We start from the raw sequence: 22,220 nt of genomic DNA on the forward strand, positions 1-22,220 counted from the left end.
AATATTTTCACTCCTTATCTGTGATCCTGCACCTTATCAACTGCCTCCATATAGCTTATAAATCCTCTGTCCCACAGCCCACAATCCACAGGTACAAACTTTTCTGTTTCAAAATTATTTTCCACAATCCGCCGGATTTCCCTGAAAGAGCCGATTTCACCGTCTTCTTTCGCCTGTACCAGAAGATTTCCTATGCAGGCGCTTTCAACAGGACCTGTAAATACTGGCTTTCCTATGGCATTTGCAGCAAACTGGTTCAGCATCCGGTTCTGGCTGCCGCCACCCACGATACGCAGTGCATCTAAGGAGTGGCCAGCGATCTCTTCTAATTTCCGGAATGTGATGCGGTACTGCATGGCCAGACTTTCATACACACACCTTGCCAGTTCACCGACCGACTGCGGCACTGCCTGACAGCTTCGCTCACAGTAACCCCGGATTTTCCCGGTCATGTTTCCTGCCTGATAGAACTCCGGAGACTCCACATCAATAAAAGACCTGAATGGTTCTGCCGCGGAAGCCTGTTTTACGATTTCATCCCAACTGTAAAAAATCTGCTGACTCTCAAGTTCTTTCACCACCTGCTGCAGTATCCACATTCCCATAATATTTTTCAGAAGCCGGACTCCACCGTCCACGGTACCTTCATTCGAAAAATTAGCTTCATATACAGTTTTGTCTATAATCGGCTTCTCTAATTCTATTCCCAGAAGTGACCATGTCCCGCTTGAACAGAAAGCCTCGTTTTCGTGGAGCGGTGCGGCCGCAACCGCCGATGCCGTATCATGCGTTCCTACAGGCACGTACTTCAATTTTTCCAAACCTGTTTCTTCCAGAACATCCGGTACAACATCAAAGTGGACAGTTCCGGGCATCACGATATCCGAATAAATCTCCTCCGGCAGTCCCAGTGAACGCAGCATATCCCTGTCCCATTGCTTATCCCGATGATTGTACATCATAGAAGTCGACACCATTGTATATTCATGTCTCATCTCTCCGGTCAGAAAATATGCAAGAAGATCAGGAAGCATCAGTAGGTTGGACGCCTCTTTTAATGCCGGGTCCTTGCAGTATTCTCTTTCAAACAACTGGAACAACGTATTTCCATAAATCGTCTGTATTCCGGTCCTGTAAAAAAGTTCTTCCGGTGTTATCTTTTCCTGAATCAGATCAACAAAGATACTGTCTGCATTCCGCATACACCGGCAGCTGCCAATCAGCTGTCCGGTCCGGTCAATCAGCCCGTAGTCCGTTCCCCATGTATCAATCCCAAGACTAACGAGGTTCCCACCACACACTGCCTTGGCCTTCCGGCAGGAAACCAGAATCTCATGAAACAGCCTGAATATATCCCAATAACATTTCCCCTGTACCGGGACATAATAGTTCTGAAACCTGTGGACTTCCTGAAGCTCTAATTTTTCCCCGTCCAGTTTTCCTAAAATACCCCTGCCCGTGCTTGCGCCAAAATCCATCGCTAAATAATATTTTGCAGACATTGAAACCTCCCTGATTTATAAAGAAATGAATATATATCTTTTTTATTGTTTTTGTTTCATTTCCTTTTCAAACTCTTCTACCCTTTTCAACCCATAAACGTTTGTGTCATAGTAATCCGAATTCAGCCACACTTTAACCATTTTTACGCCGTCTTCCGGAGACATCATCCACGCCCCGGTACAAAGAACATTTGTATTATTATCGGCACGGGACATTTTTGCCGCAAAAACGTCATACGCAATAGCTGAACGGATTCCCGAAAACTTGTTTGCTAAAATGTTCATTCCCTGTCCGGTCCCGCAAATCAGGATTCCCCTGTCATACTCCCCTGTCTGGACTGCTTTGCATACAGGCTCGGCAGCATCCAGATAATAACCCTCATTGTCCTGATAACTTCCTATATCTTTTACCTCATATCCCTCTTCCAAAAGTGCTTCTGCAACAGCTTTTTTCAGCGGAAAACCGCTTCCGTCACAGCCAATAATCACTGATAATTTCTGACTCATAATGATCCATTCCTTCCATTTATAATATAGCCTGCTTTATCTGTTCTTTACCCCTGCTTTACATGCTGCTTTCGATATATGCGGCCCTCTCCATTCCTTCCACATCACGGCCTGTATACTGGACGAGAATCCATGTCTCAATCATTTTCAGGCACTTTTCGAAGTTTTCCGCGAGCCACACTCCAGTACAGAGTACATTCGTATTATTATCCTGACTCGCAAGGCCCGCCGGAACAACGTCATATGCAAGTCCCGCCCGGACCCCTTTAAATTTATTTGCCGCAATACACATCCCGATTCCAGTTCCGCAAATCAAAATACCTCTCTGATATTCACCTGACTGTATCCCTCTGCAGACAACTTCCACCGCATCTGAAAAGTCTCCCCCGTCTGCACTTGACGTGCCTGCATCAGTGATGTCATATCCTTTTTCCTTCATTGCTTTTACTAACTCTTCCTTCAAATCATGGGCGCAAATATCGCACCCGATCATTATCTTTATTCCACGGCGCATTTCATTTCCTCCTAATATTTCTTATTAACTCAAACTATCCTGCTCCTCTTTCATGTCAGAAGTCATAGCTTTAATCGCCTTATTCGATGTCTTTGCATAATGAATTGACAACGCAGTGCCCTCGGCAACCTCCAGCTTATCAAACGTTAACAACGGATTATCGCCCATTACCATGATCCCTGTATTATCAAGGGCAAAAAACGGTATATGTTCAATCCCGGCCTTTTCGGCAATCTTGTCCCAGTCTCCCAGCATTTCCTCAAAAGATATATGTGTAAAACTCCTAAGCACCCCGTATGACTCAGGAATCAGGGCTACTTCATATTCCTGCTTTGTTACCGCGTAAACCGATGCATACGCAGGGGCCGCCATAATAATAGATTGTATGTCCGGATGTTTCTCGTAGATTAATCCATGTAATTTACTGTAGGTATCTGCTTCTTTCCCTTCCTCGCACCGTCCTGTTTCTGCCAGGACGAAGTCGCCTTCATCAATATATGCATTATCTCTGTACTCCGGTGAAATTAAAAATCTTTTTTCATCAACACGGGCCGAAATACATCCAAATCTGGCGTTAAAAAGTTTCTTCTGGTTTGCGCGGCGGGCTAAGAGCTTTAGAGTCCTCCTGAGATCCAGCTCTTTCTCTGAATACCCCTCTCTTTTCATTGTCCCCGGTAATTTTTCTGCCTCCAGTTTCTCTGTCATTTCCTTCATTTTCACACTGCTCTGAGAAGTAATTTTATCCTCGGCCTCTGCAATTAACTGGATTCTTGCATTAAAATCAAATTCTTCAATTCTTGCAAATGCATCATACAGGCTGACGCGGCTGGCAAGAAATACAGCATGATTTTTTAGAACAGCAGCATCGTACCCCTGCTTAAAAACATCCATCACGCACTTTACCAGATTCAGTGTACCCGGCATTCCATATTCACACATTCCTGGCTCTCCCACCTCCTGAAATGATGGGAATAACGCCTGTGTCTTTGGCAGTTCATGGACAGCGCTCATTGTAACCAGAGCCGGTGAGTGTGCGTGAATAACAGCCCGCATTTCCGGACGTGTCCTCAGGATTCCTACATGGATCCTGTATTCCGAAGTCGGTTTCCATTTCCCGATTATCGTATCATCCGGAAGAATCCTGACAATATCATCCCTCTTTAAATCACTTTTATCTATTCCGGTCGGAGATACCCATATGACGCCGTCATCATCCCTTACCGATACATTCCCGCCTGTCAGTGTGGTGAGATCACTGTCATAGATTCTTTTTAAAATGTTACAGATCTGGTCTGCCGGATGCAGTGCCTGTATTTCTAGCATGTTTCATACCTCTCTTCCCTATCTACCGATTACCTTCAGCAAACAAATACTTCATTGCGTGTACCGACTGTGATGCCTGTTCGTCGAGTCCTGCTTCGTCCGCCCATCTCGTCATATCCCTCCATATCCTGCAGCAGTCGCCTAAGGAACCCCCCGCCCTTACAAGACACTCCATCGTTAAAATGCCATCATAATGAATATAGTGCAGCGCATCCCGAAACTCATTTAACGGCAGATGCCCCGTCCCGAGAATGCCTCTGTGGTTTTCCATGAGGTGAAAATGTCCCAGCCTGCCGCCGGCCGTCAATATTGCATTCGTATAACTGGATTCCTCCACGTTCATATGAAAGGAATCCAATGTCATTCCTGCATTTGGCATATCAATCTCATCCAGCATCCTTTTTGCCTGCGCAGCTGTGTTTATAATATGGCTTTCATAACGGTTTACAATTTCTACGTTAATCCCGATATCATATCCCTTCGCTGCCCCGGCTATTTTCCGGATAGAATCTATGGCAAATTCATATTCTTTTTTATGGTATTTATCATATGGGGCCGTGAACGGGGCATTCAGCATATTTCCGCCAACTGCTTTGATCCCCAGTTTTTCCATTCTGGGAAAAGCCTTTTTATAGAATTCAATTCCTTTTCTTCTTTCCTCCCTATCAAAGGAAGTCAGCCAGGAACCCGCAGGCGGGTCCAGTCCGAGTGCAAGCTCGATATCATAATATTGGGCTGCCTTTGCCAACTCTGTCACGTCATGATCGGAAATCTCGAAAAAAAGGTAGTCTCCTAACTCCAGTGCATCAAATCCTGCTTTTTTTGCTTTTTCAACATATGGCAGATAAGATTTGCAGTCTAAATCTTTTCTCCAGTATATGTAGTGAATTCCAAATTTCATATTTTTCGCAAACCCTCACTATTCCAGAACGTATCTCAATACGATTGACTTGCTCTGTGTCACCTCATCCATAACCGCTGACAAGCTTTCCCGGCTGTTTCCGCTCATACGCTTTCCACCGCCGAAAGGCAGCTCTGCCGCACGGAAGTTTCCTGATCCATTGATGGCAATGTGTCCTGTCTTCAGCTGTTTTGCAGCTTTCATGCATGTCTTTATGTCTCTCGAGAAAACACCGCCGCCTAATCCATATCTGGAATGATTTGAAATTGCAACTGCCTCTTCAAATGTATCGAATCCGATGATCGGCCACACAGGGCCAAATACTTCCATATCCCTCGCGATATCAGTATCCGGGCTTACATGGTCAATAATCGTTGGCTGAAAGAATGCCCCTGTTCGTTTTCCTCCGTAAATAACGACACCTCCCTGTTCTACGGTTAGTTTCACCTGCTCCTCAACTGTTTTTGCCGCTTTTTCACTGATCATCGGCCCCATTGTCACATTCTCATCCAGCGGATCACCCTGAACTTCCTTGCAGAGGTACTCTTCTATCAGCTTCTCAATAAACTCCTTTTTCAGGGAATTGTGGATGATGAACCGCTTTGAACCGGTACAGCACTGCCTGTTGTTCCGGCACTGGTCACCGGCTTCTTTTACTGCAAGGTCCAGATCTGCATCCTCAAATACGATGAAGGGGTCATTGCCGCCTAATTCAAACTGATACGGAATCAGATTTTTGCAGGCATTCTTCGCAATATCAATTCCCACCTCTGTGCTGCCGGTAAAGTTTACACCGGCGATGCGCTCATCCGCCATCAGCCAGTTTCCGATCTCACTGCCCCTTCCCGTGATGCATTGCACGACTGATGCCGGAACACCTGACTCTACAAGCATTTCATGCAGTTTTAAAAGTGTCAGCGGATTATAGGAAGGCGCCTTGACAATCACCGCATTGCCGGCCGCAAGCGCTGCCCCTACCTTAAATGACCAGATTGCAGGCGGAAAATTATACGGGATGATGCAAGCCAGTACGCCCAACGGCTCGTGAATCGTAAACTGAATATCATGGTCATACCCCGGCTCGGTTCCAATCGGCATTGTCTTCCCGTAATAGTGTTTTGCCACTTCGCAGGAGCCTTCAATCGTGTATGCTACAGAATCAAGTTCCCAGACAGCTTCTTTCCAAAACGGTTTTCCCGATTCCATTGCCAGAATCTTTCCTAATTCTTCCCGGCGTTCCAGACACAGAGAAGCAAACTTTTTCAGTTTCTGTGTGCGTTCACGGATTGTCATTTCTTCCCACATTTTCTGTCCTTCGACCGCCGTATCAATCGCCAGCTTAACGTCTTCATATGTCGCGGCTGGAACAGTATCAATCACGGTGCCGTATGCCGGATTCACGATATTTATGACATGTCCGTCGCTGGAATCTCTGAATTCGTTTCCTACAAGCATTTGCATTTTACATTCCTCCTAAAGCTTTTCATCATATTCATTGATAAAGTTCATATTTAATTCCAGACCAAGACCCGGTTTGTCCGGAATCGTCATCATGCCACTGACCGGCTCCGGTGCATCCACATAAATGTTTCTTGTAATTTCTTCAAATAAGAGTAATCTTTCAAGAAACAGCGCATTTGTACACGCACTCACGAGGTGGATGTGTATATTCTCCATTGCATGCGGTGCAAATTTTAAATTCCACGCCTGTGTAACCGCTGCCACTTTCAGCATCTCTGTAAAACCGCCCGCCCTCGTCCCGTCGAGCTGCACAATGTCCGCGGCCTGATTGATAACCAGATCCCTGACGCCGTACTTCGTATACTCATGTTCACCTGTTGCAAGCGGCAGGTCCGTGGACATTTTAAATTTTTTAAGCCCCGGAATATCATCGGCAAATACCGGTTCTTCCAGAAACATGATGTCATAGTCCTTGACACGGTTTGCAAATCTGGCCCCCGCTGCCGCATCCCAGCAGTTGTTGGCGTCCAGCATAATCCCGATACCTGGCCCCACAGCCTCTCGTACCTTCCGCACACGCTCCACATCCCTGGACGGACTGTTTCCTCCATTGAACCCAACCTTGAATTTAATCATTTGATAGCCCCGGGATACGAGTTCCTTCATTTCTTCCACTAACTCTTCATCTGAATAGGACGTCCAGCCGCCGCTTCCATATACTGGTACCTCTTTCTTATTTCCACCGAACAGGCGGTAAAGCGGCAGATTCGTTATTTTTCCTTTCAAGTCCCAAAGCGCGATGTCCACCGCACTAAGTGCACAAAACATCAGCCCTTTTCTTCCGACGCCCCGAAGGTACTGGAACATATCTGCCCAGATTACTTCCGTTTCAAACGGGTCCCTCCCGATGATTCTGGGGGCGATATTTTTTTCTATCAGCAGCTTTGTTGCCTCTCCGCCGACTTCATGGTATGTAACACCGAATCCCTCTAAACCATCCTCCGTGATAACACGGACAATCGTATACCCTATCGTTTCGACTTTTCTGGTTGCGTCGGAAAATCCGCCTTGTACCGGCATAGATACTAAATGTACCTTTACATCTCTGATTTTATGATTCATCATATATCCTTTCTATCCTCTCTTGGATCTGGAGATAACGTCCATTGCGATTGCAAGCATTAATACGAGTCCCTTCACAATATACTGACTGCTCTGGCCCATATTCAGCAGGCTCATTCCGTTGTCCAGGCTTGCCATCAGCATCGTTCCTATTACCGCACCGACAATCGTTCCTCTTCCTCCTAAGATACTTGTTCCGCCGACTACGCAGCCTGTAATCGCTGTGAATTCGAATGATGTACCCGCTGTTGGCGTAGCCTGTCCGACTCTTCCGAGATAAATTACGCTTGCAACACCTACGATCAGGCTGTGCAGCATGTATATCTGCATATTGATTTTCTCCGTCTTAATTCCTGACAATTTGGCCGCCTCCGCATTGCCGCCCACCGCAAAGACATACCGGCCGAAAACCGTATTGTTGACGACATAATGGAACACCGCCGCAAGGGCTGTTAAAACAACAATCGCGTAGGGGAAGCCTTTATAGAAGATAAAGATCCCGGAAACAACAAAGATTGCAGCAACGACTATCACTATTTTAATGATCTTCTTATTCCAGTTTGCTTCGATTAATCCCTGCTGTATTTTTCTTTTTTCACCACGGACGCTTATAACAATGAAGATTACACATCCGGCCAGCGCTATAACAAGGCTTGTAATATGTACGGAGCTTTCACCGAGATTTGGGAGATAGGAACTGCCGAACTTTGAAAAACTATCCGACATCGGTCCAATAGAGGCCCCGTTTCCGACTGCAAGTATGATCCCTTTCAGAACCAGCTGTGTTGCAAGGGTTACAATGAATGCCGGAAGCTTTTTATACGCAATCCAGAATCCATGCCACAATCCTAAAACCAGACTGCATGCTGCAACCACTAATAGTGTTGCCGCGGTCCCAAAACCAGCCTTTACCTGAATCACGGCAGCAATCGTTCCCATGCATCCCAAGGCTGTCCCTGCCGAAAGATCACAGTTGCAGGATACGATTACCAGTGTCATCGTAATTGCGATAATCGAACACGTAACACCCTGCATCATTAAATTGGACAGGTTTCTTGTTGATATAAAGGTTCCATTTGTAAGAAAACTAAACAATGCAAAAATAATAATCAACTCAATCAACAGGCTGTTTTTATATAGCACGCCTGTGATATTCGCTCTTTTTTCTCTCATCAAAAATACTTCCTTTCTTTTATTTCCCAGTAGAACACTGCAGCAGCGTCTCCTGTGTTACCAAGGATTCTTTTGTATCAAATTCACCTGCGATCTTCCCATCGCTCATAACATAGACCCTGTCACTCATATTGATAACTTCTGGCAGTTCTGAAGAAATCATAATGATAGAAATTCCATCCTTTGCCATTTTATCCATAAGCTGGTATATTTCATATTTTGACCCGACATCAATCCCCCTCGTTGGTTCGTCTAAGATCAATAAATCCGGTTTCGTTAACAGCGCTTTTACAATCAATACTTTCTGCTGGTTGCCGCCGCTTAAGTTTTTGGCAAGCTGCAGCACTGACGGAGTCTTAATACTCAGGTCTTTAACTCCCTGCATTGCCTGTTCTGTTTCCAGATCAAGGTCAATCACACCACCTTTTGAAATCTTATTCAGGCTCGAGAGGGTCATGTTTACCTTTAAATCAGAATTCAAAAGAAGTCCGAACCTCTTCCTGTCCTCAGACAGATACATCAGTCCGCTGTCAATGGCTTCTCTCGGATGTCTGAATCGTTCTCTTTTCTTTCCTTTGAAATAGATCTCCCCCGAACACGGCTTATCCTGCCATGCTCCAAACAGGCTCATTGCAAACTCCGTCCTTCCGGCCCCCATGAGTCCTGAAATCCCAACAATTTCCCCTTTTCTTACACTGATGCTGATCTGGTCCAGCAAGTTTTTTTCGGGGTTTTTCCTCGTCGGCACTGTCCAGCCTCTGACTTCAAACAGCACTTCCTCTCCCGGCGTATGTGTTTTTGCAGGATAAACATCCGTCATTTCACGCCCCACCATATAGGAAATCATCTTATTTTCATCCAATTCCCCAATCGGCCTTGTCGTAATCGTCCTGCCATCCCTCAAAACCGTAACGGTATCTGAAATTTCTTTCACCTCATTTAATTTATGTGAAATATAGATACATGTCATGCCCGATTCCCTGAGCTGTTTCAATAAATCGAGCAGATTTTTGCTGTCCTGTTCCGTAAGTGAAGAGGTCGGCTCATCTAAAATCAATATATCTACATTTTTATTCAATGCCTTGGCAATTTCGATTAACTGCTGCTTGCCTGTGCCGAGTGTTTCAACCACTGTATTCGGCTTTTCATCTAAATTAACCCGTTTTAACATTTCTACACATCTTCTGTTTTGTGCATCCCAGTCGATATGCCCTTTCTTCACTATTTCATTTCCCAGAAATACGTTTTCGCAGATTGTCATAGTCCCTACCAGTCCCAGTTCCTGATAAATGATAGATACCCCCGCTCTTTCGCTGTCTTTTACACTATTGTATTCTTGCTCTTTCCCGCTTATTTTCATGATGCCGGTATATTGTCCCACGGGGTAAACACCACTGAGAACCTTCATTAGTGTTGATTTTCCTGCCCCGTTTTCACCCACCAGAGAATGAATTTCTCCCTTTTTAACACAGAAGGTAACATCATCCAGTGCCTTGACACCCGGAAATTCTTTCGTAATATTCTGCATCTCTAAAATATAATCTTCCATTAAAATCTCCTTTCATCATAATTGATCCCCCTGTACTATCTGTAACTGTTCAGGACTGTGCTTTTACTGCACAGCCCCCCGCTGAACAGTTACATGACTGGATAAACTGAGATTATTTCCCGGAAATTTCTTCTTCTGTATAAATACCTTTATCAATTAATTCTGTCTGGATGTTATCCTTTGTAATGATTGCAGAGCTTACAATCACATGGGGCATTTCATTGACACCAAAATCAATGGTATTATCGCTCGTAATCTTTTCACCTTTTGCCAGAGATACTGCTGTTTCAACAGCTGCTCTTGATAATGCGTCACTATCTTTATAAAGCGTTGATGTCTGTGTCCCCTTTGAAATTCTCTGCACTGCTGTCAGTTCGCAGTCCATTCCTGTTACCACAACCTTACCGTCCATGCCTACTTCCTCTAATGCCTGAATCGCACCCGATGCAATTCCATCGTTCATGCAGACAAATGCAGTAATATCATTATTCTGTTCTGCAAGTGCGTTCTGTGCATACCCAAGAGCCGCTTCTGCTCCCCAGTTGGTACAGTACTGTTCCATCACAATTTCTACATCCAGGTCTTCTAATATTGACTTTTCGCCTTCAATAATCTTCTCAATACCGGAAGACTTATCACCATGCAGGAGCACTACTTTTCCGCTTACGTCCTTATCCGCCAGTATCTGGGCGATTAGTGTGCCGTTTGAATAATCACTGTATCCTACAAACGCATCTCCGTATGTGTTTTCAAGCTGCTGGTCATATACAAGAACCTTGATACCATCATCCGCTGCCTCCTGCAGTACATTTGACAAAGCCCCTGCATCCACGGCGGTAACCATGATAACGTCCACTCCCTGGGTAATCAGATTCTCAATCTGTGAAACCTGTGTCTGTGCATCCCCGTTTGCAACCTGATAAAGAAACTCAACCCCTAAATCATCTGCCGCTTTCTGGCAGCCATCCAGTTCTCTCTGCCAGCGTTCTTCCTGAACCGTCTTAAGCGAATACCCGATCGTAATCTTTCCACTATCCTTTGAATCTGTCTCACCTGTTTCCGACGATTCCGTCTTATCCTTTGTTTCGGTTCCGGAATTGGACGCTCCGCATCCTACTAATGCACTAAACGAAAAAGCCAATACCGTAATCAACGCTGCCACCCTTTTTTTGTTCATAAATCAAATCCTCCTAAAATAATTTTCTTGTGTATCTCTTGCACACCTTTGTTGTATTTATATAATATCCAATTAACGAAATATATTGAATCGAAAAAAATAACCAATTTCTTGAAAAATATTACCTTTTATATTGTCTTCATTTCATAACTTTTTTAATATTTCCATACAAAAAAGAGGCATATTTACCATATTGTGTAAATTGCCTCTTTCTTATATATGTACTTATTGTGATATTTCAAAAAAAGTGATACGTTTTAATAACAAATATTTTCCACGGTTACTCTTGTGGCTGATGAAACTTCATGTAATACAGTTCTGCTTTTTCCCTGCTCAGGGAAAATATCTTCTGCAGCTTTTCCAGAATCTTTTCTCTGTCGTATCCTTCATCAAGATAATCCTGCATCAATGCCCTGATCCCTTGCTCTATGCCTTGCTCTCTCCCTTCGTTTACACCATCCTGATACAAATCATCCAATGCCTTACACATATCAATTCCTCCCGACTCCTGTTTTTCTGCTTTTAAACTGCTTTCCGAGCCAAGCAGCACTTTGGCTGCATTATATGAATCTTCGTCGATGTTACTAAAATATTCTTTATTGGAATTCATATAATTCTGTAATTCCGTCTTGCTTTTTCTATATTTTAACATACCAAAAATAATCTGTAAATCTGTTTGAAAACACTTCAGATTTTCCAGCCGTTTAGGTTCAATCAGATTAATTCTATAGTTGGGGACATATGTTTTTAATAAACTATATTCTTTCCTGTCGATTCCGAGAAGTCCATGCAGATCTATCTTCCCATCCCATTTTTCCTCACCATAATAAAAAATGATTGTTATTACAGGATATAGGTGATCTGTTTTTTTCAATCCTGACAGAAATTCAGCTGAGCCCTCCAACTCTTTATTTTCCCTTCGCAATTTCTTAATTTGGCTGACCTGATCCACATAGCTTAACGCATCATACAGCATCCCGCGAACAGGCATTGCGTAATAGATTATTTCATTTTTCTTTGACAAGTTCATACACTCAATACGCATCACCCACTTTTTTGTGTTACTGAATACCATTAACCATTTTCATTTTTCAAACATTGAATACTTGGACGAACATGTCCTTTGGAATGAAATCATAATTTCATCAAGTCAGATATAAAGAATGTTTGAAACGCACCTGTGATTTTAGGTGAACTAATTTTAGCATAACCTCTTTCATATTACAAGCTCAAATTTCCAGATTTTGAGCCCATATTTTAAGTTCTCTCCCCCTAACAATCTATCCTCGTAAGTAGTTTTTCTACAAGATTCAGACCTTAGCTCTGCATCTGGATGAACCAGTGAAAAGAAGGGACGGCTGCAATCCTCCCGGGGGAGCACATGCCGTTTTGAAACGCTTAAGCAGGACATAGAAATTCTTGAAGAAAACAGCTGGGAAAGTGGGGAGATTTTGTGATCCCGAATCACAAAATCAGCAGACCCAGAGCGGGAAATCATCAGATTTCCCGGGATGTGTCTGCTATGCCCCATTTTCCCGGCTGTTTTCTTCTTAGAATTTCTCAGGCCTGCGTCCGCATTTCAAAACGGCATGTACTCCCCCGGGAGGATTGCAGCCGTCCCTTCTTTTCACGTCCCTTCTCGATTCACAGGCCTGAGCCTACCTCCCCATTTCGCGGACCGAATACCCGAATTTCTTTTTAAAGCACACGCTGAAATAATTCGGGTCCTGAATCCCGACCTTGTCAGCGACCTCATATCCCTTCAGTGAAGTCTGCCGCAGCAATATCATTGCTTTTTCCATGCGGTAATCCAACAAATACTCCCTAAATGTTTTCTTTGTCTTCTTTTTGAATACCCTGCTGAGATAATTGGGATTCATATAGAATGTCTCTGCAATCTTTGTCAGCGATAAATCCGGCTCTTCGTAATGAGTTTTTATATAGTCCTCTATACTTGCCAGCACATTCGCGTGATTTGTTTCATTTACTTTTCTGAATGTTTCAAACAACTTGTCCAGTAAGTTTAGTATGCTCTTCTCCATCTCGAAAAGATCTGTCATCGTTAATATATCAGCAACCATCTTTGTGCGGATTTTTTCAATATTGTCTAAATCAATCTTCAATTCTTTTGCCGCTGTATAAGTTTCCATAATCAGGTTGATTGTCATAAAAATTGCCTGATCCCTTGTCAGGTTCTGATTCACTGCATTATCATAGATATCTTTTAATACCTCCTTTGCTTCGCTGATCATTCCCTGACTGATGTAATCACTGTAATTTTTCATAACAACATCGTGAACCGACTGCTCCTGACTTTGATTTTTCAAAATTTCCTGAAAATAAATGCATTTTCCGCTCTGCCTCGTAAAACTATATTTCAGTGCACTTTTTGCCTCGCGGTAAGATATGGACAGCTGCCAGAGACTTTTATAAAAAGAACCGACTCCAATGCAGACCTGAATAGGAACTGTTTCCGCTATAAAACGGCATACATCCTGACAGAGTCTGTTAAAATCCACATCCTTCTGATTATTAATAATAACAATATATGGATAACTTCTCTCAAATAAAAAGATATGGTCATATCCGGAAAAAAAGTCATCCACAATTTCACGGATCCGGATGGCTTCCAGCAGTTCCTTCTCCGTTTCATATTCGATTCCCTGCCCGTACTCCAGCACGGCGACCTGAAAAATATCCTCATTTAATTCAATATGGAATACCTTTAAGTTCTCAGCCGCGGATTCCGCCTCCGATGAATATACAAGCCGGCTGATTGCCTTTTCCCTTATTTTATTATAATTAAGTTCAAATTCTCTTTTATAGTGTTCAAACTCCTCATTATGCCGGCGCTGTGACAAGATAGCGTCCCTTACCTTACATCCGACCTCCCTTAAGGCATCTTCTGCAATCGGCTTTAAAAGATAGTCAAAAATACCGATTTTCAACCCCTCATTGACATAAGCAAATTCATCATATCCGGAGATTACCACTACTTTTATCATCGGGTATTTATCAACGATAGTTCTAGCCAGATCGAGTCCTGTCTGCCCCGGCATCCTCACATCTGTAAAGACAACATCCGGCTTTAGTTCGTCTACCTTCTCGATCCCCTCTTCCGCGGTCGATGCAGTCCCTACTATAGTGAAGCCTATTTCTTCCCAGTCTACACTTAACCGGATCAGCTCTCTTACAAGCCTCTCATCATCAACAATCAATAATTTTATCATGTAATTCATTCCCCCTGTTCTTTCGGAATTCTTATTTCGATGGTAGTGTAAAGACCGGGCTCAGAATAAATATGAACAAGATTTTCCTGCCCGTAATGCAGTGTAATTCTTTCAGCCGTCCCGTAAATGCCAAAACTTTTTTCTTCCCCGTTTACCTCGCCGTTTAAAATTCTTTGAATCGCATCCTCAGACATGCCCATCCCTGAGTCTTTTATTCTTAAAACAAGATATCCATCTTCCATCTCCGCCGCTATTGTAATCTTTCCGCCGCCTTTCGTCTTCAGTCCATGATAAATTGCGTTTTCGATAAATGGCTGTAAAATCAGTTTCAGTACCTTTAATTCGTTAAGTTCATCTGGAATACGATATTCGATTTCGAAAAAGTCTTCAAATCTATATTTTTGTATTACTATGTAATTTTTAATAATTTCAATTTCTTCCTTTAAACGGATTGTTTCGTCACCTTTATGAAGACTGATCCTGTAGTATTTACCCAGTGCCTGCATTAAAAGGTACACATCCTTGCTCCTCCCCATTAATGCAAGCGCACATACCGAATCAAATGTATTATACAGAAAATGGGGTCTGACCTGGGCATTCAGAACTTTTAGTTCATATTGCCGTTTTTGCTTCTGCTCCCCCTCGATCTGCCTCAGTAAAGAAACTGTTCTTTGAATCATATGATTGAACCCTGTCTGAAGACTGATCATATCCTGATTCGTTTCTAAAACATCTATTTCCTGCAATTGATTTTTTTCCATAACTTTTAATACATGGCTTAATGGTTTTGCAATCGAATTATCCAGAACACTCATGCATAAAAAGATAAAAATTGTATATATAATCAAAATTGCAAGCAGTCCGATATTGAACACTTTATATTGGTCATGGACTACGGCCTTGTCCATCGCAATACTGACAGTGATGGCCGCCGGTCCATAAATCCTTTTATACTCCTGCCCTTCTTTTAACCGTTCAATCGGTTCGGAGATGTAATACACATTTTTAAGTCCGTCCATGATGCTGCAATAAACACTTGAACTTTTAATCGGCTTCAGGATCTGGTCTATGGATATATTACAAATCATCACACCCTTAGGGAGAGATGTTGCCGGCTCCTTAATCAGGCTGACCACAGAAAGAAATCCATCCTCTTTTCCTTCAAAAAATCCGCCGCCACCGAAATAAACCGAACTTTTCCCCTTCTTTGCATACACAGTATGGTACCACGATGCCTCCTGTACCGAATTCATAATGGGGGTATATGTTTGACCCTGGGTTTTATGATAATAATTCCCTTCCAGATCATAAATATAAATAGCATCAATATCTGAATTCAACAAAATTCCGGAGAGTATAGATTGATCCAGATCCTCTTTAAGCTGAGTTTCCTTCGGATTATTCAAAAATGCCTGTATTTCATCCACCGACTCCATCAATTTGGAATAACCCTCTGCCTTTTCCACTGCATTGTTCAGCGCATTCTCAATCTTCAGCCACTCAACTTTTAGATTCGTTTCCATTTCTTTATTCGCATATTTGATTGTTATTCCAAAATAGAATATTAAGAAGAACAATATGATACATAATACACTTAATCCATATACATATACAATCTGCTTACGAAACGCAAAATGCCGCCATTTATTTAACAGATTCTTAACCATAACAGTTCTCCTCCTGCAATCAAATTGTTCATATTTTTCCCAAAATACTGGATTCTGGACCTTTCTGAATTAAGTGTAATTGTACATCATAATATTTCTTAAATCAATTAGATTATCCCCTTTTGATTTTTCTCTTAAATTTTCGTTTTTTATTGTTTCAAAGCACATACAAAACACCTCCTGCGCTACAGGATTCCATGCATTTAAAGAAGTTGACAAACCTCTGGATCTACAATATAATCATTGTTATATAACACTTGTTATATTCGAGGTGAAAAGATGCCAAAACAGAAAATCACGAAAAAAATGATATTGGATGCAGCCTTTACGCTCCTCCGTACACAAGGGTACGAATCCCTGAATGCCAGAAACATTGCCAGTCAGACCGGCTGTTCTGTGCAGCCGATATATAGCTGCTACTCCAACATGTCAGAGCTGATGGAGGAATTGTTTTTATATACCCAGCAATACCTGACTACATATATAGAAAAAAACGCAGACAAAAATTATTACTTTGCATCCATCGGGCGGTGCCATATCGGATTTGCCAGAGAGGAAAAGTATTTATTCTGCTTTCTGTTCCTATCCAAATATATGCATGTTAACAGCCTGGAAGATATCTACAGACAATGTGCAAGGCAGGATGTTGCAAAGGATATCATGAAAACGCTGTCTATCAGTGATGCCTCCGCGAAGCAGCTCTATCTGCATATGATGCTGTACACACACGGAATCGCTTCTATGATAGCTGCCGGCGCCGCAGATATCCCGGATGAAGAAATACACAGGCTTGTTAATTCTGCATTCCATGCATTTTTGAAGCAGGCCAAAGAACCCGTAGGAGTTTAAGGACCTTTCTGGAATAAAGGAGGAACAGATAAGATGAAATTAATTATCCATGATTTGACCGAAGATACCCTGCAAAAGATTTATCCTGAAATCGCCGCAGAAGATATCATTATTTCGGATTGTGATAATATACAGCCCTGTATCGGCTGTTTTGGCTGCTGGCTGAAAGCTCCGGGAGCCTGTATCATCAAAGATGCATATTGTGAGATGGGTAAAAACATCGCCATGTGCAGTGAAGTGCTGATTATCAGTAAATGCGTCTATGGCAGCTACAGTCCCTTTATAAAAAATGTACTGGACAGAAGCATTTCCTATATCCATCCATATTTTACATTTAAAAATGGAGAAATGCACCACCAGCAGCGTTATAAGAGAGACTTTGATCTAAAGGTCATCTTCTATGGTGGTGATATAACTACAGAGGAAAAAGAAACCGCCCAGAAACTGGTAAGGGCAAATGCAGTCAACCTTTACTGTACCGTAAAATCTGTGACTTTTTTGGATTCTATACAAGAAATGGAGGCACTGAACATATGAAAATTGCTCTGATAAACGGAAGTCCAAAGGCAAAGGGCAGCGCTTCCGGCCTTATATTAAAAGAACTGCAGGAACTGCTCTCCCCTGAAAATGAGATTATAAATCTTCACTTTAGAAAAAAACAGCCCGGCAGCAGTGATTTACAACTCCTTAGGAACAGTAATGTAATGGTCTTTGCATTCCCTCTTTACGTTGACTCTCTCCCCTCGCACCTGCTGTCATGCCTGATTCAGTTGGAGGATGAGCTTAAAAATGCTGCCTTTTCAAAGGACTGCACGGTTTATGCCATTGCAAACTGCGGTTTTTACGAGGGCTGTCAAAATACCCTTGCCCTGAATATCATGAAGAACTGGTGTGCCAGAGCCGGAGGAATCTGGGGCGGCGGGCTCGGAGTCGGTGCCGGAGGAATGATGCCCGTCATAAACAGTATTGCTGCCGGAAAAGGGCCCAAGAAGAACTTTTCCGGTGCATTAAATACGCTGTCTGACAGGATTTCTCGTCAGGAAACCGTAGAAAATATATGTTTCTCCCCGAATTTCCCACGGTTTCTATATAAACTGGCCGGTGAAATGGGCTGGCGTAAGGCAGTGAAAGACAACGGGCTGAAACGCCGCGACCTGTGGCGCAAACAAGTCTGAGCACCAGACTTGTTACTGTCCGCGTTACTATTGTTGCTACTTACACTCTTATAGGGTGCACGTCATGGTCTAAACTAAGGAGATACTTATGAAACTGGAAGAATTAGTAATTGAAAATTACGATCGCCTGAATGAAAATGATTTACTCATCTGGAAATATATACAGAAGCATAAAAAGGAATGCTGTGAGATTGCGATTGAAGATCTGGCGAAGAAATGCAGCATTTCAAGGACTACCATATCCCGGTTTACAAAAAAACTGTCCTTCGATGGATTCCGGGAGTTTAAAGTCCATCTAAAGATGGAATATAATGAAGAATTGACTGAATGCGGAGTCATCATTGATGATGTGTGTAATAACTTTGTCAAATGTATCCAGACCGCAAAAGAGACTGACATGCAGGAAATATGTGAGCGGATTTACAACGCGAAGCGGCTCTTTGTTTTTGGAACCGGCGAGGTGCAGAACGCAGCGGCGAATATGATCAAACGGATGTTTCTCAATTTTAAACGTTTTTTCGTAACTCTGTATGGGAAAAGTGAAGTTGCTATGGCCATTGAGGACTTAAATGAGGAGGATTTTGTAATCATTATATCACTCTCTGGCGAGACAGAACTTGCCGTGAATGCAGCAAAGAAGTTAAAAAGCAAAGGCACATATCTGTTGTCCATTACGAAACTAAACGACAATACTGTGGCAAGGCTGAGTAATAAGAATCTTTATATCACCACTAACAAGCTGATGAATATTGGAGGGGCTTCTTTCGAGACATGCAGTTCTTACTTCAATGTCGTGGAGCTCTTATGTGTTAAGTACCTGACTTACCTCCAAAAAAGAAACATGGACGACGTTTCATAACCTTAACTATAACGATTTCTGAACATATATGAACACGCTTTCGCTATAATAGCCAAAAACCAATTGTATTTAATTCTGGTTTTTGGCTGTTTTTATACTTTTTATGTTTCCTGTGCACAGAAAATGTGCAGGCGGTTAAAACGTGTTCCTGTTCCTTAAACACCGCAGTTCTCTTGAAAAATCCATTTCCCGCAGGTAATATAAAATCATCAAAGACGTCTTGAGAAAAATCAAAAAACAGATTCTGAAACTACTAAGAAATGAGAGATAAATTTTAATTATGGAGGTAACAGTGTGAAAGGAGTCATGCAAAAAGTCCAGCGCTTTGGAGGCGCGATGTTTACACCAGTACTATTATTTTCCTTTGCCGGCATTATGGTAGGGTTATCCACACTTTTTCTGAATGAGTCTATCTTCGGGACAATGGCCACAGACGGAAATGTCTGGTACCAGTTCTGGTTTATGATTCAGGAAGGGGCCTGGATGGTGTTCCGGCAGATGCCCCTGCTGTTCGTCATCGGCCTGCCGATAGGTCTGGCCAAAAAACAGAATGCCCGGTGCGTGCTGGAAGCATTCGTTATATATATTACATTCCAGTATTTCCTTGCAGCTATCCTTACTTTTTGGGGGCCATTCTTCGGAGTCGATTATTCCGCAGAAGCAGGCGGCACAAGCGGTCTGGCAATGGTATGCGGAATCAAAACCCTGGATGCCGGTATGTTTGGGGCCCTTATTATATCCGGAATTGTCGTATGGATACATAACCGTTATTTTGATAAAGAACTGCCGGACTGGCTGGGGATTTTTTCCGGTTCCAGTTTCGTGGTCATAATTGGATTCTTCGTGATGATCCCGACAGCATTCCTCTTTGCAGGAGTCTGGCCGAAGGTACAGGAAGCTATCTATATGCTTCAGGATTTCTTCAAGGCCAGCGGGACTGCCGGGGTAGGGCTCTACGCCTTCTGCGAAAAAATATTGCTGCCGACAGGGCTTCACCATTTCATCTATGCCCCGTTCACTCTGGATTCCGCAGTCGTACCGGGCGGTATCGAAGCATACTGGGCCCTGCACTTAAATGAATTTGCCAACAGCACGGCACCATTAAAAGAACTTTTCCCGGCAGGTGGATTCGAATTATTCGGGAATGCAAAAGTATTTGCACCAATCGGAATTACCCTTGCTTTTTATACAACAGCGAAAAAGGAAAAAAGAAAACAGGTCCTTACACTCATGATCCCAGCAGCGCTGACAGCTATGTTAACCGGAATTACAGAACCGATTGAATTTACTTTTCTCTTTGTAGCGCCCGTCCTTTTCGTAGTTCATGCCCTGTTATGTGCCTGCATTAACGCGGTGATGTATCTGGTTGGAGTATCCGGTGCCTTCGGAAACGGGCTGATTGCCTGGCTGTCGCTCAACTGGATCCCACTTGGCAAAAATCACTGGCAGACCTATGTAATCCAGGTCATTGTCGGACTTATCTTCGCCGCCATTTGGTTCCTTGTATTCCGGTTCCTGATTAAAAAATTTAACTTCCTCACTCCAGGGCGGGAAGAGGACGATCAGGAAGCCAAACTCTATACAAAGAAAGATTACAAGGCCAAAAAAGATGGTGGAAACGATCTTGGATATGCTGCACAAATACTCGCATTTCTGGGTGGAAAAGAGAATATCATTGATGTCACCAATTGTGCCACAAGGCTCAGGGTGAACGTTCGTGATGCTGCTCTTGTCAGTCCTGAGGCAGATTTTAAGAAAATTGGCGCCCACGGACTCAGTAAAAACGGCACGGCAATTCAGGTCATTGTTGGCTTAAAGGTGCCGAAAGTCAGAGAACAATTTGAGGAATGTCTGGAAAAGGAGAACAAACTATGAAAAAATTTTCTATTACAATTGCAGGAGGCGGAAGTACATTTACACCGGGAATCATTATGATGCTCCTGGACCATCAGCAGGAATTCCCAATCCGGAAACTTTGTCTCTATGATAACGATAAAGAGAGACAGGCGGTGATCGCAAAGGCTTGTGAAATACTACTCAGAGAGCGCGCTCCGCAAATCGAATTTACATATACGACAGAACCCGCGAAAGCGTTTCTGGATATCGACTTTGTTATGGCACACATACGTGTCGGTAAATATGCCATGCGTGAAAAGGATGAAAAGATACCGATGAAATACGGGGTTGTCGGCCAGGAAACCTGCGGGCCCGGCGGAATTGCATATGGCATGCGGTCCATCGGCGGGATTCTGGAGATTCTGGATTATATGGAAAAATACAGCCCTGACGCGTGGATGCTGAACTATTCCAATCCGGCTGCTATCGTTGCCGAAGCAACCCGGCGCCTGCGGCCTGACTCCAGAATCATCAACATCTGCGATATGCCTCTCGGCATTATGGTACGTATGGCAAAAATACTCGGAATCAGTGAAAAAGACCTCGATATCAGTTACTATGGACTAAATCATTTCGGATGGTGGACGCAGGTAAAAGACAAAAAAGGACAGGATCTTATGCCGAAGCTGAAAGAGTATGTGAAGGAAAATGGCTACGATATTAACATAGAGACCGACCAGCATGCCGACCAGAGCTGGCATGAAACATTTCGTAAGGTGAGGGATGTCTATGCAGTAGACCCTGACACCCTGCCTAATACATATTTAAAATACTATCTGTATTCCGATTATGTCGTAGAGCATACAGACCCCGACTACACAAGGGCAAATCAAGTCATGGACGGCAGGGAGAAGGAAGTCTTTTCTGCAGCTAAGGCAATCATAGAGCGGGGAACCGCTGAAAACTGCGGTTTTCAGGCAGATGACCACGCATCTTATATTGTAGATCTGGCAAGGGCGCTGGCCTTTAATACAAAAGAAAAGATGCTGCTGATTGTTCCAAACGAAGGCGCTATTGAAAATTTTGATCCAGAAGCAATGGTGGAGATCCCCTGTATCGTGGGTAAAAACGGATATGAAAAGATCTGTCAGGGAAGAATCCCGCAATTCCAAAAAGGGCTGATGGAACAGCAGGTCAGCGTCGAGAAACTGGTAGTGGAAGCATGGATCGAAGGCAGCTACCAAAAACTGTGGCAGGCACTTACACTCTCTAAAACAGTACCCAGTGCCCACGTAGCAAAACAGATTCTGGATGATATGATCGAAGCAAATAAAGGTTACTGGCCTAAACTTCATTAATCAGGATAGGAGAATAT

At 43.1% G+C, this 22,220-nt stretch carries 19 protein-coding genes; 6 read left to right on the forward strand and 13 right to left on the reverse strand.

The genetic code is table 11. From position 1 onward, the window contains the following. Positions 1-14: 14 nt before the first annotated feature. The 13 genes from DWX43_RS06100 to DWX43_RS06160 form a co-directional block, all read right to left on the reverse strand. Positions 15-1,502 (reverse strand): rhamnulokinase family protein, encoded by a 1,488-nt coding sequence (locus DWX43_RS06100; protein WP_118619559.1) that lies wholly within the window; start codon positions 1,500-1,502, stop codon positions 15-17. Positions 1,503-1,544: 42 nt separating this feature from the next. Beyond that, positions 1,545-2,009: an RpiB/LacA/LacB family sugar-phosphate isomerase gene (locus DWX43_RS06105; RefSeq protein WP_118619561.1), complete on the reverse strand. Its 465-nt coding sequence runs from the start codon at positions 2,007-2,009 to the stop codon at positions 1,545-1,547. 58 nt (positions 2,010-2,067) lie between these two features. Then, positions 2,068-2,523 (reverse strand): RpiB/LacA/LacB family sugar-phosphate isomerase, encoded by a 456-nt coding sequence (locus DWX43_RS06110; RefSeq protein ID WP_118619563.1) that lies wholly within the window; start codon positions 2,521-2,523, stop codon positions 2,068-2,070. Between the two features lie 24 nt (positions 2,524-2,547). Further along, positions 2,548-3,846 carry a class II aldolase/adducin family protein gene (locus tag DWX43_RS06115; RefSeq protein ID WP_118619565.1) on the reverse strand — a complete coding sequence of 433 codons (1,299 nt, stop codon included), beginning with the start codon at positions 3,844-3,846 and terminating at the stop codon, positions 2,548-2,550. 22 nt (positions 3,847-3,868) lie between these two features. After that, a complete protein-coding gene (locus DWX43_RS06120) occupies positions 3,869-4,747 on the reverse strand; it encodes a sugar phosphate isomerase/epimerase family protein (protein ID WP_118619567.1) in 879 nt (292 codons plus the stop codon). A gap of 18 nt (positions 4,748-4,765) precedes the next feature. Next, the gene (locus DWX43_RS06125; RefSeq protein WP_109731783.1) at positions 4,766-6,208 is read right to left on the reverse strand and encodes an aldehyde dehydrogenase family protein; all 1,443 of its coding nucleotides are present in this window, start codon (positions 6,206-6,208) and stop codon (positions 4,766-4,768) included. A 12-nt stretch (positions 6,209-6,220) separates the two neighbouring features. Further along, on the reverse strand, positions 6,221-7,333 hold the full coding sequence (locus DWX43_RS06130; RefSeq protein WP_243099263.1) for a mandelate racemase/muconate lactonizing enzyme family protein: 1,113 nt from the start codon (positions 7,331-7,333) through the stop codon (positions 6,221-6,223). 9 nt (positions 7,334-7,342) lie between these two features. Continuing rightward, positions 7,343-8,503, reverse strand: coding sequence for a sugar ABC transporter permease (locus DWX43_RS06135; RefSeq protein WP_109731782.1), 1,161 nt, complete (start codon positions 8,501-8,503; stop codon positions 7,343-7,345). Between the two features lie 19 nt (positions 8,504-8,522). After that, positions 8,523-10,052 (reverse strand): ATP-binding cassette domain-containing protein, encoded by a 1,530-nt coding sequence (locus DWX43_RS06140; RefSeq protein ID WP_118619569.1) that lies wholly within the window; start codon positions 10,050-10,052, stop codon positions 8,523-8,525. A gap of 112 nt (positions 10,053-10,164) precedes the next feature. Next, on the reverse strand, positions 10,165-11,229 hold the full coding sequence (locus DWX43_RS06145; RefSeq protein ID WP_109731780.1) for a substrate-binding domain-containing protein: 1,065 nt from the start codon (positions 11,227-11,229) through the stop codon (positions 10,165-10,167). Between the two features lie 280 nt (positions 11,230-11,509). Continuing rightward, entirely contained in the window at positions 11,510-12,253 is a 744-nt protein-coding gene (locus tag DWX43_RS06150; protein ID WP_147356289.1) for a hypothetical protein, read from the reverse strand. 634 nt (positions 12,254-12,887) lie between these two features. Next, on the reverse strand, positions 12,888-14,459 hold the full coding sequence (locus DWX43_RS06155; RefSeq protein WP_182440638.1) for a response regulator: 1,572 nt from the start codon (positions 14,457-14,459) through the stop codon (positions 12,888-12,890). A gap of 5 nt (positions 14,460-14,464) precedes the next feature. Then, positions 14,465-16,126, reverse strand: coding sequence for a sensor histidine kinase (locus DWX43_RS06160; protein WP_118619575.1), 1,662 nt, complete (start codon positions 16,124-16,126; stop codon positions 14,465-14,467). Between the two features lie 279 nt (positions 16,127-16,405). On the opposite strand from DWX43_RS06160, the gene DWX43_RS06165 reads away from it, so the two are divergent. The 6 genes from DWX43_RS06165 to DWX43_RS06190 all read left to right on the forward strand — a co-directional run bounded on the left by DWX43_RS06165 (position 16,406) and on the right by DWX43_RS06190 (position 22,203). Beyond that, on the forward strand, positions 16,406-16,975 hold the full coding sequence (locus tag DWX43_RS06165; RefSeq protein ID WP_118619577.1) for a TetR/AcrR family transcriptional regulator: 570 nt from the start codon (positions 16,406-16,408) through the stop codon (positions 16,973-16,975). A gap of 33 nt (positions 16,976-17,008) precedes the next feature. Beyond that, positions 17,009-17,512, forward strand: a complete 504-nt coding sequence (locus DWX43_RS06170; RefSeq protein WP_118619579.1) for a flavodoxin family protein — start codon at positions 17,009-17,011, stop codon at positions 17,510-17,512. Next, complete coding sequence (locus tag DWX43_RS06175) at positions 17,509-18,150, forward strand: hypothetical protein (RefSeq protein ID WP_118619581.1); 642 nt, start codon at positions 17,509-17,511, stop codon at positions 18,148-18,150. Before DWX43_RS06170 ends, DWX43_RS06175 begins: the two co-directional genes overlap by 4 nt. 88 nt (positions 18,151-18,238) lie before the next feature. Then, positions 18,239-19,009, forward strand: coding sequence for a MurR/RpiR family transcriptional regulator (locus DWX43_RS06180; protein WP_118619583.1), 771 nt, complete (start codon positions 18,239-18,241; stop codon positions 19,007-19,009). Positions 19,010-19,315: 306 nt separating this feature from the next. Then, positions 19,316-20,884 (forward strand): alpha-glucoside-specific PTS transporter subunit IIBC, encoded by a 1,569-nt coding sequence (locus DWX43_RS06185; protein WP_118619744.1) that lies wholly within the window; start codon positions 19,316-19,318, stop codon positions 20,882-20,884. Beyond that, on the forward strand, positions 20,881-22,203 hold the full coding sequence (locus tag DWX43_RS06190) for a 6-phospho-alpha-glucosidase (protein ID WP_118619585.1): 1,323 nt from the start codon (positions 20,881-20,883) through the stop codon (positions 22,201-22,203). Before DWX43_RS06185 ends, DWX43_RS06190 begins: the two co-directional genes overlap by 4 nt. Positions 22,204-22,220: the final 17 nt, after the last annotated feature.

Origin of the sequence: Clostridium sp. AF19-22AC, assembly GCF_003479085.1 — a bacterium.
In the GTDB taxonomy this organism is placed as follows: Bacteria; Bacillota; Clostridia; order Lachnospirales; family Lachnospiraceae; genus Faecalicatena_A; species Faecalicatena_A orotica.